The following is a 15,763-nucleotide window of genomic DNA, read 5'->3' as shown; positions in this document are numbered from 1 at the left end:
GGACGCGCACCGCCCCCGACGCGGTTCCGGGCGTGTGTCGGCCCCGGGGACGGAGCGGCTACGGCTTCCTGCCCCCGCAGCTCCAGCAGGAGTGGTCGCCGTCGGAGTTGCTGCTGCCGCACAGTCGGCAGTCCCAGTCCCAGACGGTGCCGCTGATCCTGAACGTCGCCACGGCACGCTTGAGCACCAGGTACATGGGCATGTCCTCAGGGGGTCGGAGAATTTCACACTTCATGTTCGGTGCCCGGATTAGGCCTACTTTGAACCTTCCTAAACGGTCACACGGAGATATTCGTCGACTATCGGGCGTAGCCGTTCGGTTCGAAGACGGCCGAACCCGGCCCCTCCGCCCGGGCGCGGATGCGCCGGGGGCCGCCATCCCCTACCGTTGGGGGCGAATCACCCTTCCCGTACCGCGATCCACACGTGTCCTGGAGTGAACACGATGTGTCAGTGGGGATGTCCCCTTTCGCGTACGGAGTGGTGGCGGAGTGCATTCTGCGCCATTGAGTCACACGAGCGTAACGATTCACGCCCCGTGTCCGGACGAATGCGGCCACGGGCGTGGAACCCTGCGCCCTCCCCCCTCCGCTGGTGGACCATGGTGGTCCGTGCCCGACCGGGTCCCGTCGGTGCCCTGCGGTGCGGGCCGTGCCGCCCGCCCAGCTCCACCACCGGAACAGACCCCGGCGCGGCCACTAGAATGAGCCGATCGGAACGTTCCCGGGGTGACCGCGCCTGAACGCGGGTGTGACGTCCGAGACGACATGAGGATGAGTCATACGTGAACGGAAAACGCGCTTCAGGCGACGGCTCCGAGAGCGCGCTCGCGGGGGCGTTCTCCCACGCCCCGGAGCCCATGGTGCTGGCCACGGCCGACGGCGCGATCCTGCACGCCAACCACGCCTTCACCGAGCTCTTCGGACGCGGGGAGTCCGACCTCGCCGGACTGGTGTGGCACGACCTCCTCGACGGTGACGACGTCCGGCGCGGCGCCCGTGCCCACGCCGAGGCGGCCGCCGGGAACCGGGGCCGCCGCTCCCGCCTGCACCTGGGCGTCACGGACAAGGGGTCCCGCCTGGTCGAGGTCGAACTGCGCCCCCTCCCCGGGCCGGACGGGGAGGGTTCCGCGGAGGAGGACCGCCGCGTCGTCGTCCTGATGCACGTGCTCTCCACCGAGGAGGCCGACCTGCGGGTCGTGGGCGAACTCCGCACCGACAACTCCGACTCCGTGCTGTGGAGCCTGGAACTGGGCAGCGGCCGCCTGCGCGAGCTCTTCGGCCCCACCCCGCTCGGCGCCCTCCTGGCCGGGAACGACCGGGAGCTCGAGCGCATCCTCGAACGGGTCCACCCCGACGACATCGCCCGCGTCCGCGACGCCATGTCCGCCTCCTTCACCGGACGCGACTACGAGCAGCGCTTCCGCGTCTTCGACCGGCTCGGGGACGAGCGCTCGCTGCACGTGCGCGCCCGCTACGTCCCCGGAGACCCCGACCGGCTCGTCGGCATCGTCGACGACGTCACCGAGCACGTCCAGCTGGTCCGCCGCCTCGCCGACCGCCGCCGCACCGAGGCCGAGCACGGCCGCCTCGTCACCGAGCTGTCCTCCAAGCTCGTCTCGGCCACCACGGTCGACAAGGTCATGGACCTGCTCAGCGAGGAGTTCCTGCCGATCTTCGGCGGGGTCCAGGCCATCGCCCTGTACGTCGAGGGCGGCGTGCTGCGCGGGTCGCCCGGCGCGCGCACCCGGGGCGGCAACATCGACCAGATAGACGGCCGCCGCGCCGACGACACCGACTTTCCCATGGGAGCGGTCATCCAGGACCGCCAGCCCCGCTTCTTCGAGAGCCGCGCGGAGATCATCAGCCGCTTCCCCGCGGCCGTCGAGCTCATGCGCCAGGTGCGCGGCCAGGCCTGGGCGACCGTGCCCATCTTCGGGGACGGCAAGGTCGCCCTCGGCGTCTGGCAGATGGTCTGGGACCGCCCCCACCACGCCAGCCGCGACGAGCGCGCGCTCATGCTCACCTTCGCCGGGCTCGCCGGCCAGGCACTCCAGCGCATCAAGGCCCAGCAGGCCGAACTGGAACTGGCCGACGCCGTCCAGCGCCGCATGCTGCCCCGCCAGGTGGCGAGCTTCCCCGACATGGACATCGCCACCAAGTACCTGCCCTCCCGGGCGGACTGGCGGATCTGCGGCGACTTCTACGACGTCATCGAACTCCCCGACAACAAGGTCGGGCTGCTCGTGGGCGACGTGCAGGGACACGGGGTCGAGGCCGCCGCGGCCATGGGCCAGATCCGCGTGGCCTTCCGTGCCTACGCCACCAACCAGTCCGACCCCGGCGTCGTCCTCGGGGAGACCAACCGGCTCCTCACCGAGACCGGCGAGATCGTCTTCGCCACCTGCGGCTACCTGGTGGTCGACCGCGAGAGCGGCGTCATGCAGGCGGCCTGGGCCGGGCAGCCGCCCGTCGTCCTGGCCTCCGGGAGCGGCTACGAGCTGTGGGAGCCCGAGACCGGCCCGCCCCTGGGGGTGCTCGCCGACACCGAGTACGCCGTCACCACCCGCATGCTCCCGCCCGGCAGCACGCTGCTGCTGTGCTCCGACGGCCTGGTGGAGAGCTCGGAACTCCCCATGGGCGACGGCCTCGCCCAGGTCGGCGAAGCCCTCGCCGCGCACTACGAGGACCCCGGGGAGGCCGCGCACGTCATCGCAGAGATGGCCCCGGCCGGACGCGGCGACGACATCGCCCTGCTCATCACCCGGATGACCCCCGTCCCCGCGGAGCCCGCGCCGGACGCCCCCGCGACGACCACCTCCGCGACGCCCGCGCCCTGAGCGCCCGGACACGGCCGCCGAGCGCACGCCCCGTCCGCCGGACCGAACGGTCCCCGGCCAGCCCTACCCTGGGCAGGTGTCCGAAACACTGTTCGACGATGCCGGGGCGGAAGCCGCCAAGGGGCAGGAACCGCTCGCCGTGCGCATGCGGCCGCGCACCCTCGACGAGGTCGTGGGCCAGCGCCACCTCCTGGGCGGGGGCAGTCCGCTGCGCCGCCTGGTCGAGGACGACGCGCCCATGTCCGTCTTCCTGTGGGGCCCGCCGGGAACCGGCAAGACCACCCTGGCCACGGTCGTCAGCAGGGTCACCAAGCGGCGTTTCGTGGAGCTGTCGGCGGTCAACGCCGGGGTGAAGGACGTCCGCGCGGTCGTGGACGAGGCCAAGCGCCGGATGGGCATGCACGGCACGCGCACCCTCCTGTTCGTCGACGAGGTCCACCGGTTCAACAAGACGCAGCAGGACGCGCTCCTGCCCGCCGTGGAGAACCGGTGGGTGAGCTTCATCGGGGCGACCACCGAGAACCCCTTCTTCTCCGTGGTCAGCCCGCTGCTGTCCCGCTCCCTCCTGCTCTCCCTGGAGTCGCTGGACGACGACGACATCCGCGCCCTGGTGGACCGGGCGCTGACGGACGAGCGCGGTCTGGGCGGCCGGTACGCCATGTCCGACGAGGCCACCGACCACCTCGTCCGCCTGGCCGGCGGGGACGGGCGCCGCTCCCTGACCTACCTGGAGGCGGCCGCCCTGGTGGCCGGGCCCTCCCCCTCCGGCGGGCCCCCGGCCGGGGAGGGGGCGCCCTCCCCGGAGGGCGGCTCCGACGCGGCGGGGTCCGGCGCCGGGCCGGTGACCATCACCGCCGAGGACGTCGAGCGGGCCGTCGACCGGCACGCCGTGCGCTACGACCGCTCCGGCGACCAGCACTACGACGTCATCAGCGCGTTCATCAAGAGCATGCGCGGCTCGGACCCCGACGCCGCCCTGCACTACCTCGCCCGGATGATCGAGGCGGGGGAGGACCCGCGGTTCCTCGCGCGCAGGATCGTCGTGCACGCGAGCGAGGACGTCGGCATGGCCGATCCCACCGCCCTCCAGACGGCCGTGGCGGCGGCCCAGGCGGTGGAGCTCATCGGGATGCCCGAGGCGCGCATCAACCTCGCCCAGGCCGTCATCCACATCAGCCTGGCGCCCAAGTCCAACGCCGTCGTCAGCGCGATCGACGCGGCCATGGCCGACGTGCGGGCGGGCCGCGCCGGACCGGTGCCCCCGCACCTGCGGGACGGGCACTACAAGGGCGCGGCCGAACTCGGCCACGGCAAGGGCTACCGCTACGCCCACGACTTCCCCGGCGGGGTGGCCCCCCAGCAGCACGCCCCCGAGGGGCTCACCGAGCGCGAGTACTACAGGCCCACCCGGCACGGGGCGGAGCGCAGGTTCTCCGAGGTGCTCGAGCGCATCAGGGGAGTGCTCAAGAGCGGGGGGTAGAGGGGGCGGGTCCGCCCCCGCGTCCGGCCCCGTGCGACAGGGCCGGGGGCAAGGGATCCGCCCCCGCCCGGCCGACGGCGGGGACGAGCGCTTCCACCGCCCCCCGTCCGGCCGGAGGGCCGGCGCCCGCTACCCGGTGGAACGGGCGGCAGGAGGCGCACACGGGGCGGTCGCACCGCGACGGCCCCACCGGTCCCACGGCGCGCGCCGCGGGCCTCCCGCGTCCCCGACCGCTCAGGCCGGTCCGTCTAGTCGGTGTACAACTCCGTGATCTGCACGATCTCCCGTGGCCCCCCGTCCGGCTCCCCCTCGGCGAAGGTCACCTCCACGATCACGACCGGGCCCCACGACAGGTAGTCGACGAAGTCGCTCCCGGTCAGCTCCCAGGTGCCGCGCCCCTCCTCGTCGAGGAACACGTGGTCGGGGGCGGCGCAGAACTTCGCGCACAGCACCTCGGCCTCGGGCGCGATCGTCGCCTGCCCGGGGTCGCCGGCCTCGTCCCACTGCTCCGCCCACGCCGAGTGGCTGGGTATGCCCTGGCCGCGGACCGGCTCGTCGTCCCGGTCCACCGGGGTGTAGACCCACGGCCCCTCCGCCAGGTCCTCCTGCTCGGCCGGGTCGAACCGCACCACCAGGGTCCGCGGCTCCTCGTCGGCCGCCGGGCTCTCCGCCGCCGGGTCCTCCTCCGACGCGTCCGCGACGAGGGCCTCCCCGTCCGAGGGGCCCAACAGGCGGGACACCCCCCACACGCCGGCGCCGACCAGCGCGAGCGCGATCACCGCGCTCCCGGCGACCAGCAGAGCCTTCGTGGGGCGCCGGTTGGACATCCGCCCCTCCAGGCGGATCACCTCCGGCACCCGCGCGGGCGGTTCCACGGCGTGCCACTCGCGCTCCAGGATGCGCGCCAGGTCGTCACGGCCCGCCGGGGCGCCCCCGGAGGGGGAGGCCTCGCCGCCGTGCTCGGAGTGCCACACCGCGATGACCGCCCCGATGACCTCGCGCAGAACGGGGCGCCCGCCGGGGTCGGGGGCCAGGGCCCTGCCCACCACGGGCTGGAGGCCCCGGGCGAGCCCGCTCAGGTCGAAGTCCCCGTTCGCGGCGCGCTCGGCGATCTCCTCGGGCTCCCCGGGGCCGAAGGGCAGCCTCCCCGTCCCGGCGAACGCCACGACCGCCCCCCAGGCGAACACGTCGGACGCGGGCGTGGCCTCACCGCCCCGGAACCGCTCGGGGCTCAGCCAGGTCGCGCCCAGCCCGCGCATCCGGTCGGGGGAGGCGGCGACGGCGCACTCCATGATGTGCGGACCGTGCGACTCCAGCAGGACCTCGCTGGGGCGCAGCGACCCGTGCGCCACCCCCCGAGCGTGCAGGACGGACAGGCCCTCGGCCAGACCGGTGGCCAGCGCGATGAGCTTGCCCGTGCCGAGCCCGCCGCGCTTCGTGACGTAGTGCGACAGCCGCTCGCCCGCCAGGTAGGGCATGGCCAGCCACGGCGGGTTGGCGTCGGTGTCGAAGGCCGAGGGCACGACGACGCGCTTGGAATTCACGTTGGACAGGGCGCGCAGGCGGCGCTCCAGGGCCGGGTAGGCGTCCGGTGAGTCCAACTCGGGGGACCTGAGCACCTTCACGGCGACCAGCCGGTCGCCGGCGGTGGACGACGCCACGTCGACGGCCGCGTAGACGGTTCCGGTGGCCCCCTGGCCGAGCCGCCCGAGGACGAGGTAGGGGCCGATCCGCGAGGGGTCGTCCGGATAGAGGGGGGCGAGGTCCGGCGGTACCAGTACGGAGATCTCTCGGGGAGAACGAGGGCTCATGGGTGTCCTGTCGACGCTTCAGGGGCAGGCGGGAAGCCGAGTGTCCGGACATCGTAGTGAAGTTCCCGCCCCCCGGTGATTCTCCGGCAGGGCCGCCCCCGCGTCGATCCCCGCGTCCCGCACCGGCCACCGCGGGAGGGGTGAGGCGCGATACGTGACCCCTGACACCCCACACGACACGGGGGCGTGCCCGCGCGCCCGCCTCCGTGACGCGATAGGGTCGGCCGAAACCGGCCCGGCCCGTACGCGGAGGCCCGGTTCACCACTCGGGAGGCCCGACCCGGCGCAGTCACCGGCTCCCCCGCACGCCGGCCCCCCAGCCCCGACGCGCGAGCGAGGGGGCCGCCGCACACTTGAAGTACACCTCTATCTGCTCACGGAGCCCGCATGCTTACCGGAGGAGAGGTCGCCGCGCTCGTCGCCGCGGTGGTCTGGGCGGTGCTGGCCACGTTCATGTGCGTGGCGCTCGTCAAACTGATCAAGCTCATCAACGAGGCGACCAAGGTCGTCTCGGACCTGGGGGACCGCACCCCGCCGCTCCTGGACGACGTCGCGTCCACCGTGGAGCGCACCAACACCTCGCTCGAACGGGTCGAGGAGATCACCGCCAACGTGCAGGCGTCCTCGGAGGACGTCTCCACCATGACGGCACTGACCCGCTCGGTGGTCACCGGCCCCCTGGTGCGGGTCGCCTCGCTCTCCTACGGGGTGCGCCGCGTGCTCGGCCGGCGCCGGGCACTGGCCGTGGTCCGGGGCCGCAGAAGGAAGGCGAACCGGTGATCGGCAAGCTGTTCTACCTCGCCGCGGGCGCCGCCATCGGCGGCTACGCGGTCCACCGCCTCAACCGCGCCAGGCGCTCGCTCACCCCCGGCGGGATCGCCGAGCGGATGGAGGGCCGCGTCACCGAGTACCGGGGCGCCCTCCGCGAGTTCAACGACGACCTCGCGGACGCCGTCCGCGAACAGGAGGAGGAACTCCTCCGCCGGTACGCCCCCGCCCGTGAGCGTGACCTGCCCGCGTCCCGCCGCCGACCGGCGCGGGAGCTCCCCGGGGAGCCCGGGGAATAGGTCCGGTGCCGCGCTCCGCCCCGCGTTCGCGCAGCGGCCCGGCCCCGTGACCGCCGTCCGCGGGACCGGACCCGTGTCGCGGCCCTCCTGCCACGCGGTCCGCCCCGGGCGCGGGGAAGCACGGGGCCCGGCGGTGGTCAGCGGCGATAGCCTTGGAACAACCAGGCCGCCGCCGTTGTCGTCACCAGGACGGGTCCCCGGCGGCCACCCGTAAACCACGCGCGCCGGCCGGCGGGTCCCCCTAGCATGGGCCACCACCGACCACGCGTCAGACGGTCCCGCGCAGGGACGACCCGTCGCCCACGGCGGCGGAGCCGAGCACAGGAGGGCATCAATGGAGACGGCAGAGATCGCGCGCCGCTTCCTCAGTTTCTTCGAGAAGAACGGACACACCGTGGTGCCCTCGGCAAGCCTCATCGCCGAAGACCCCACGCTGCTGCTGGTCCCCGCAGGCATGGTCCCGTTCAAGCCCTTCTTCCTGGGTCAGCGCACGCCCCCCTACGCCACGGCCACCAGCGTCCAGAAGTGCATCCGCACCAAGGACATCGAGGAGGTCGGCAAGACCTCCCGGCACGCGACCTTCTTCCAGATGCTCGGGAACTTCTCCTTCGGGTCCTACTTCAAGGAGCAGGCGATCCCGCTGGCGTGGGAGCTCGTCACCACCCCGGTGGAGGACGGCGGCTTCGGCATCGACCCGGAGAAGCTGTGGGTGACCGTCTACCTCGACGACGACGAGGCCGAGCAGATCTGGCGCGAGAAGGTCGGGGTGCGCCCCGAGCGCATCCAGCGCATGGGGATGGAGGAGAACTACTGGTCGATGGGGGTCCCCGGACCCTGCGGCCCGTGCTCCGAGATCTTCTACGACCGGGGGCCCGAGTTCGGCTCCGAGGGCGGTCCCGAGGCGGACGAGAACCGCTACATCGAGATCTGGAACCTCGTCTTCATGCAGTACGAGCGGGGTGAGGGCGGCGACAAGACCGGCTTCCCGATCCTCGGCGACCTGCCCAAGAAGAACATCGACACCGGCCTGGGCCTCGAGCGCCTCGCGGCGGTCCTCCAGGGCGTCGACAACATCTACGAGACCGACATCATGGGCCGCGTCCTGCACCGGGCGGCGGAGCTGACCGGCACGCGCTACGGCGACAAGCACGAGCAGGACGTCATGCTCCGCGTGGTCGCCGACCACGTGCGCAGCGCCGTCATGCTCGTCGCCGACGGCGTCAAGCCCGGCAACGAGAAGGCCGGGTACGTCCTGCGCCGCATCCTGCGCCGCTCCATCCGCAACCTGCGCCTGCTGTCGGGCGACGACGCCTTCCTCCTGCACGAGCTGACCGAGGTCAGCATCGACGCGATGAAGGACATCTACCCCGACCTGCTCGACAAGGCCGACGTCGTCCACGGTGTGATCGACACCGAGGAGAGGAACTTCGCCGACACCCTGCGCGCGGGCACCGCGCTGTTCGGCCGGGCGGCCGAGCGCACCCGCCAGGCGGGCGGCACCACCTTCTCCGGGTCGGACGCCTTCCAGCTCCACGACACCTACGGCTTCCCGATCGACCTCACGCTGGAGATGGCCGACGAGCAGGGCCTGACGGTGGACGAGGCCTCCTTCCGCGAGCTGATGCAGAAGCAGAAGGACACCGCCAAGGCGGACGCGAAGGCGAAGAAGCTCGGCAACGCCGACATCTCGCTGTACGCGCAGCTCCTGGAGGGGGCCGGGTCCACCGACTTCCTCGGCTACTCCGACGCCGAGAGCGAGTCGCACGTCAAGGGCATCGTCGTCGGCGGGGTCTCGGCGCCCGCGGCCCGCGCGGGGGAGAAGGTCGAGATCGTCCTGGACCGCACCCCGTTCTACGCCGAGAGCGGCGGCCAGCTCGCCGACACGGGCACGCTGACGGTGGACGGACGCGGCGTCGTGGACGTCGAGGACGTGCAGAAGCCGATCCCGGGCCTGTTCGTGCACCGCGGCACGGTCCGCTCCGGCGAGGTCGTCCTGGACGACGTGGTGCACGCGACCATCGACACGGGCCGCCGCCACGCGATCGAGCGCTCCCACTCGGCGACCCACCTCATCCACTCCGCGCTGCGCAACGCCCTCGGCCCGTCGGCGGGCCAGGCCGGTTCGGAGAACCGGCCCGGCCAGCTGCGGTTCGACTTCACCTCCGACACCGCGCTGGGCGGCGACCGCCTGGCCGAGGTCGAGGAGGAGGTCAACACGGTCCTGGCCGGCGACATCGCGGTGCGGACCGAGGAGAAGAGCCTGGAGGAGGCGCTGAAGATGGGCGCGCTCGCCATGTTCGGCGAGAAGTACGGCGACCGCGTGCGGGTCGTGGAGATGAGCGACTACTCCGTCGAGCTGTGCGGCGGCACCCACGTCCCCTCCACGGCCCGGCTCGGCATCGTGAAGCTCCTCGGCGAGTCCTCGATCGGCTCCGGTGTGCGCCGCGTCGAGGCGGCGGTGGGAGTGGACGCGTTCAAGCGCCTGTCCAAGGAGTCGGCGCTGGTCGGCCAGCTGTCCGAGCAGCTCAAGACGCCGCGCGAGCAGCTGCCCGAGCGTATCGACTCGATGGTCTCCCGCCTGCGCGCCGCGGAGAAGGAGATCGAGAAGCTCCGGGCCGCCCAGGTGCTCCAGGCGGCCGGGTCCATCGCCGAGGGCGCCCGCCGCCACGGGGCGGCGCTGGTCGTCGCGGCCTCCGCCCCCGAGGGCGCGAGCGGCGACGACCTGCGCACGCTGGTCCTGGACGTGCGCGGCCGCCTGGGCGAGGAGGAGCCGGTGGTCGTGGCCATGACCGCCGTGCCCAAGGACCGCCCGGTCGTGGTGATCGCGACCAACAAGGCCGCGCAGAAGGCGGGCATCAAGGCGGGCGACCTGGTGGGCGTCGCGGCACGCGCGCTCGGCGGCGGTGGCGGCGGCAAGCCGGACATCGCGCAGGGCGGCGGCAGCGACCCGTCCAAGGTCGACGAGGCGCTGCGCGCCGTGGAGGCGCGCGTCGCCGGCGCCTAGGAGACGCGGGCCGAGCGGCCGGAGGGCATGACCGTGCCGCCCCGCGCGGAGGTCCCCCCGATTTCAGGGGACCACGCGCGGGGCGGCCGGGAAACCCCCAGGCCGCGCCTGTGGACGACCCCCGCCGCGCACCGGCTCCCCGCGCCGGCCGCAGTGCCCGCGCCGCCATCCGCACCGCACGGGCGCCAGTACCGCCCCCGGTCGTCCACGCGTGGCCCCGGGCGGCTCCGCCGTCCACGCGCCGCCCGCGGTTCCCTCGCCCGCGGCGCCCGCCGCCGGGGCCCGTCTCCGTGCCCCGCGCACCGGCTCGGGCCCGCCGCCGTACCGCGCACCGCGTCCCGGGCCCGCGGCAACCGCCGCCGTACCGCGCACCGTCCCGGCTCCGTTCCGCCGCCCCGTGACGGGGGCGCAGACGGGACACGACGGCGAAATCACGCATAGTCACATAGGCCTCTGTAATGTAACTCTTTGTGACTATGAGGATGGTCCTGCAAAAACAGGTTCCGATCGGCCCGGCCGTGGCGCTGCTCACGGCCCCGGACCCGGCCGCTCCGGCCGGAGCGGGGGCCCGGCTCCCCGCCACCGCCGCCGAGGGCCGTGCCGCCGGCGCCGCCGACCGGCCCCGGCCCCGCTTCCGAACCCGTTCCGGGACCGGCTCCGGAACCCGGGTCCGCCCCAGCTCACCGGCCGCGTCCGGCACGTCGGAGACCGCTCCGCCGACCGTCGGGAGGCCCCTCGTGGCGGTCCCGGACCCCGACCGTCCGGCCCCGCCGGCCTCCGGCGCCGCCACCGCCGGAAGCGGGACGTGCGAGGGGTCCACCCGTGGGTGAGCGCACAGGAGGGGGAGGGCCCCGGCGACCCGCAGCGCCCCGCGGCGGGACGAGTGTGATTTACACTCGAAGCGAACGCGCCCGACCCGAACCCCGTCGTGACCCCCTCGCACGGGACCGCCGGCACGGGCAGCGGCCCCGGACGCCCACGAGCGCCGCCGAGGCTGCGCACTGTCATCGAATCGGGCATACTGTGGCGCGTCACAGCCGATCACACGGCTGTCTGTGCGGAGCTTCCCGCAATCCAGCTGACGAACAGGACCACCGTGTTGAGGATTCCCCAGCAGCGGTGCCGTGCCGCCGACGGCACGGCCCGCCCGCGCATCAACCCCGGTCCGGGGAAGAGGTCCTCTTGAGGCACGGTGTGCGACTGGCCATCGACCCGGGCAACGCCCGCATCGGAGTGGCCGCCAGCGACCCCAGTGGTACTCTCGCGAGCCCGGTGGAGACCATCCCGCGCGGCCGGGGCGACAAGCAGCGCATCGCCCTGCTGGTCCTCGAGCGCGAGGCGCGGGAGGTCGTCGTGGGCTACCCGGCCTCGCTCTCGGGCGAGGAGGGCCCCGCGGCCCGCTCCGCCAGGGAGTTCGCCAACGCACTCGCCGTACACCTGTACCCCGTCCCCGTCCGCCTGGTCGACGAGCGCCTCACCACGGTGACCGCGCAGAGCCAGTTGCTCTCCGGCGCCTCCTTCGCGAAGAAGGGGGCCAGAGGCGGTCGGGCCCGCAGGTCGGTCATCGACCAGGCGGCGGCCACCGTCCTGCTCCAGAGCGCCTTGGACCAGGAACGGTCAACAGGCCAGCCCCCGGGCGAGATCGTCCGCTCCAGCCAGGGAGAATGATGAACGACAGGGATGACTACCCCGATAATCCCTATCGTGGACGTAACGAACGCGAGCGCGGTTACGACTACGACCCGCTCAGCGACCCGCTGCCCGCCCAGCCGCCCTCACGCGGACGGCGGGCGCGTCCTGAGCCCCCGGCACGGGGCGACGCCCCCACCGCTCCCGACGCCGCCGACCCCGGTGCGGGCACCGGCGGGTTCCGCCGTACCGGGAACTCCACGGGCGAGTTCCGTACGCACGGGTACGCGTCCCGGGCCGACGGGGAGTACGACCCGCTGAGCCCCGACGCCCCGCCCCCCGGGCGCCGGCGCCGGGCCGAGCCGCCGGCCGAGCCCCCGCCTGGACAGCCCCGCCGCACGGGAGCCGCCGACGCCCTGCGCGGAGGGCGGGCCGCGCGCTCCGGAGCCAACCGGTCGCGGGGCGCCGACGAGCCGGGGACCGGGGACCGCGCACAGCCGCAGGACCCCTCCCGCGCGCACCGCGGTCCGGCCGCCGACCCGACCCAGGACGCGCTCGCGGCGCTCGCCAACCTGGGCGCGCCCTCGGCGCCCGCCCGTCCCGCCGACGAGCCCGCGCGGCCCCGGGACCGCGCCGCCGACGAACCCCCGCCCCGGCGCGGGCGCCGGAGCCAGGCCGGGTCCGAACCCGAGCCCCGGCGCCGTCGTGGCGCTCCCGTGGACGAGGGTTCCGCCGACACCGGTGCGATGCCGGTGGAGGAGGAGCCGGCCGGTCGCAGGGGCCGGCGCAAGCGCGGTCGCCGGGACGACGAGCCGACCGGCGGGTTCCTGGACGACGCGCCCGAGGACAGCGGGGCCTTCGCCCCGGAGGGCCGGTCGCGTACCGAGGGCCCCGCGGACACCGGCGCGCTCCCGGCCTCCGAGCCGCCCGCGGGCCGCCGGGGCGGTCGGCGCCGTCGTGGCGCTCCCGTGGACGAGGGTTCCGCCGACACCGGTGCGATGCCGGTGGAGGAGGAGCCGGCCGGTCGCAGGGGCCGGCGCAAGCGCGGTCGTCGCGACGACGAGCCGACCGGCGGGTTCCTGGACGACGCGCCCGAGGACAGCGGGGCCTTCGACTCGGGGAGCTTCCCCGGCCTGACCGGTTCCGCCGACACGGGCGCGTTCGCCGCAGTGCCCGGGCCGACCCGCCGCCGCGGCGCCCGCCGTGCGCGCGCCGAGCGCGACGAGGAGGAGACCCGCGGCGCCGTCCGCGACCCCGAGCCGGAGGAGGCGGCGTCCTCCGGCGCCTTCGACGAGGTGGAGGAGGCCCCCCGGAGCCGCCGCGGCGGGCGCCGCCGCAGGCGGGGCGCCCCGGTGGAGGAGGCGCCCCCCGAGGCGGACGCCGCCCCCGACGGGGAGGAGGACGCCGACCCGGGGACGGACGCACCTGAGGAGGAGCCCGAGTCAGAACCGGCCGGCCGCCGGAGCCGCCGCAGGCGCGGCGTGGACGACGGGGACGGGGAGCCCGCGGGCCGCCGGAGCCGCCGCAGGCGCGGCGGCCGCCGCGCCGAGGAGCCCGAGGAGGAGGTCGAGGAGTACGAGGAGCCCGCGCTCGCCGACATCGCCGAGGCCTACGGCGGCGGCCGCAGCAGCCGCAGGAAGGCCAAGGAGCTCAAGCGGGCCCGCGCCAACGCGAACCGCAGGGGCAGGGGCCGCCGCGGCATGAGCAAGGGCCTGATGATCGTCCTGGTCCTCGTCCTGATCCTGGTGGTCGGGGGCGGCGGCTACGTCGTCATGCGCACCTACGTCTTCCCGGAGGACTTCTCCGGCGAGGGCAGCGGCGAGGTCGTGTTCGTGATCGAGAACGGGGAGAGCGGTTCCGCCATCGCGGGCAACCTCGCCGACCAGGGCGTCGTCGCCAGTTCCCGGGCCTTCGTCAACGCCCTGGACGCCGTCCCCGAGGACGAGATCGGCGACGGCCTGGTCCCCGGCACGTACTCCCTGGCCGAGGGGATGAGCGGCGAGGCGGCCGTGGCCGCACTGCTCGACCCCGAGAGCCGCCTGGGCGGACAGGTCACCATCCGGGAGGGCCTGCGCAACGAGCAGGTGCTCCAGGAACTCTCCGACCGGACCGGCGTCCCCCTGGAGGAGCTCCAGGCGGCGCACGAGCAGACCGACGAGCTCGGACTCCCCGACTACGCGACGGAGGGGTCCGCCGGCTACCTCTTCCCGGCGACCTACCGGTTCGACCCGGGCACCGAGGCCATGTCCATGCTGAAGACCATGGTCACCCACCACCGCAACGTCACCGAGGAGATGGAGCTGGAGGAGCGGGCCGAGGGCGCCGGCTACGACCCCAACGAGATCATGGCGATGGCGTCCATCATCCAGGCCGAGAGCGGCAAGGCCGAGGACATGCCGATGATCTCCCGGGTCATCTACAACCGCCTGGACATCGGCATGAACCTGGGCATGGACAGCACCTGCTTCTACGCCATCGGCGAGTACGGCATCGCGCTGAACAACGACCAGCTCGCCCAGTGCGAGGCGGACACCAGCGGGTTCGACACCTACCACAAGAGCGGTCTGCCCCCCGGCCCGTTCGTCGCCCCGGGGGAGGACGCCATCGAGGCCGCCCTCGAGCCGGCGGAGGGCGACTGGCTGTACTTCGTCGCCACCGACCCGGAGAACGGGGTCACCGAGTTCGCCTCCACGGAGGCGGAGTTCAACGAGCTCAAGGCCAGGTTCGAGGAGACCTGGGGAGGCGGCGAGTAGTGCGCGCCGCAGTCCTCGGATCCCCGGTCGCGCACTCCCTCTCCCCGGTCCTGCACACCGCCGCCTACGCGGAGATGGGGCTGGAGAGGTGGTCCTACGGCCTGTACGAGTGCGGGGAGGAGGGGCTCGCCCCCTTCCTCTCCGGGCTCGGCGGCGAGTGGGCGGGGCTGTCGCTGACCATGCCCCTCAAGCGCCGTGCGCTGGACCTGGCCGACACGGTCACCGACCTGGCACGCCAGGTCGGCGGCGCCAACACCCTGGTCCGCCGGGGCGCGGGCTGGGAGGCTCACAACACCGACGTCGCCGGGATCGCCGCCGCCCTCACCGAGGCCGGCGTCGCGCCGCGGAACGCGGTCGTGCTGGGCGCGGGGGCCACGGCGGCGTCCGCCGTCGCCGCGCTCCGCCTGCTGGGGGTGGCCTCGGCGGTCGCCGTCCTGGCCCGCGACACCGCCCGGACGGGCGAGGTGACCGCGGCGGCCCGGCGGCTCGGCCACCCGGTGGAGGTCGCCCCGCTGTCCGCGATCGACGAGTACCTGGACGCGGACCTGGTGGTCTCCTCCCTGCCCTCCGGGGCCGCGGACCGGTACGCCGAGCGCCTCGCCCGATCGCGGGCCGACCTGTTCGACGTCGTGTACGCTCCCTGGCCCACCGGCGCCGCCGAGGCGGTCGCCTCGCGCGGCGGGCGGACCGTGGGCGGCTTCCCGATGCTGCTGCACCAGGCCGTCGCCCAGGTCCGGCTGATGACCGGGACCGCGGACGTCCCGGTGGAGGCCATGCGCGCAGCGGGCGAGGCCGAACTGGCCCGCAGGAAGGCGTCCTGAGGGCGTCCGGCCGGGAGATCGCGCACACGGGACGACAGGCTTCCGTCTGCTGCTATATTGGGAACGTAATCGACTTGGTCCGGTGTGTCTCACACCGGAGCCGCAAGCGGAGATGATCCTCCCACCTGCCGGGTACGGCTCGCGCAGGTTCCGGTTCTGGCGATGGAGAGCTCGCGCTCTTTTCGTCGGACGCCCTTGTCCGGGGCGTTCGGCGCGCGCGGTGCCCCTCGCCGGGAATATCCGATCGGATCACCCCGCTTGCACACGCTGGCGGGGTTTTCGCTTTACGGGGACCCCGACGCTATCGGGTGGCCCGACGGACTCGGGCGGCCCGGTCGAACAGATCGTCCGCCGCCTGG

10 protein-coding genes are annotated in these 15,763 nt (G+C 74.1%); 8 read left to right on the top strand and 2 right to left on the bottom strand.

The window, feature by feature from the left end:
• Positions 1–58: 58 nt before the first annotated feature.
• Positions 59–202: a hypothetical protein gene (locus ACFQBR_RS29565; protein WP_267948924.1), complete on the bottom strand. Its 144-nt coding sequence runs from the start codon at positions 200–202 to the stop codon at positions 59–61.
• Between the two features lie 582 nt (positions 203–784).
• Between ACFQBR_RS29565 and ACFQBR_RS29560 the strand changes: the two genes are divergently transcribed.
• Both ACFQBR_RS29560 and ACFQBR_RS29555 read left to right on the top strand, forming a co-directional pair.
• Positions 785–2,839: a SpoIIE family protein phosphatase gene (locus ACFQBR_RS29560; protein WP_344182852.1), complete on the top strand. Its 2,055-nt coding sequence runs from the start codon at positions 785–787 to the stop codon at positions 2,837–2,839.
• A gap of 76 nt (positions 2,840–2,915) precedes the next feature.
• Entirely contained in the window at positions 2,916–4,319 is a 1,404-nt protein-coding gene (locus ACFQBR_RS29555) for a replication-associated recombination protein A (protein WP_344182850.1), read from the top strand.
• 248 nt (positions 4,320–4,567) lie between these two features.
• On the opposite strand, the gene ACFQBR_RS29550 is transcribed toward ACFQBR_RS29555, so the two are convergent.
• Positions 4,568–6,130 (bottom strand): serine/threonine-protein kinase, encoded by a 1,563-nt coding sequence (locus ACFQBR_RS29550; protein WP_344182848.1) that lies wholly within the window; start codon positions 6,128–6,130, stop codon positions 4,568–4,570.
• Between the two features lie 387 nt (positions 6,131–6,517).
• Here ACFQBR_RS29550 and ACFQBR_RS29545 point away from each other — a divergent pair, with 387 nt between their 5' ends.
• The 6 genes from ACFQBR_RS29545 (at position 6,518) to ACFQBR_RS29520 (ending at position 15,404) form a co-directional block, all read left to right on the top strand.
• A complete protein-coding gene (locus tag ACFQBR_RS29545; RefSeq protein ID WP_267948928.1) occupies positions 6,518–6,910 on the top strand; it encodes a DUF948 domain-containing protein in 393 nt (130 codons plus the stop codon).
• Positions 6,907–7,197, top strand: coding sequence for a hypothetical protein (locus tag ACFQBR_RS29540; protein ID WP_344182846.1), 291 nt, complete (start codon positions 6,907–6,909; stop codon positions 7,195–7,197). Before ACFQBR_RS29545 ends, ACFQBR_RS29540 begins: the two co-directional genes overlap by 4 nt.
• Before the next feature lie 334 nt (positions 7,198–7,531).
• On the top strand, positions 7,532–10,201 hold the full coding sequence (gene alaS, locus ACFQBR_RS29535) for an alanine--tRNA ligase (RefSeq protein WP_344182844.1): 2,670 nt from the start codon (positions 7,532–7,534) through the stop codon (positions 10,199–10,201).
• 1,182 nt (positions 10,202–11,383) lie between these two features.
• Positions 11,384–11,869: a Holliday junction resolvase RuvX gene (ruvX, locus tag ACFQBR_RS29530; RefSeq protein ID WP_267948931.1), complete on the top strand. Its 486-nt coding sequence runs from the start codon at positions 11,384–11,386 to the stop codon at positions 11,867–11,869.
• Positions 11,869–14,583, top strand: coding sequence for an endolytic transglycosylase MltG (mltG, locus tag ACFQBR_RS29525; RefSeq protein WP_352983337.1), 2,715 nt, complete (start codon positions 11,869–11,871; stop codon positions 14,581–14,583). The genes ruvX and mltG overlap by 1 nt, the downstream gene beginning before the upstream one ends.
• A complete protein-coding gene (locus ACFQBR_RS29520; RefSeq protein WP_267948933.1) occupies positions 14,583–15,404 on the top strand; it encodes a shikimate dehydrogenase in 822 nt (273 codons plus the stop codon). The genes mltG and ACFQBR_RS29520 overlap by 1 nt, the downstream gene beginning before the upstream one ends.
• Positions 15,405–15,763: the final 359 nt, after the last annotated feature.

It is taken from the genome of Nocardiopsis tropica, from assembly GCF_042660575.1.
GTDB classification, from domain to species: Bacteria; Actinomycetota; Actinomycetes; order Streptosporangiales; family Streptosporangiaceae; genus Nocardiopsis; species Nocardiopsis tropica.
Note: the sequence above shows the minus strand (reverse complement) of the source record. Positions and strands in the feature narration are given on the sequence as shown.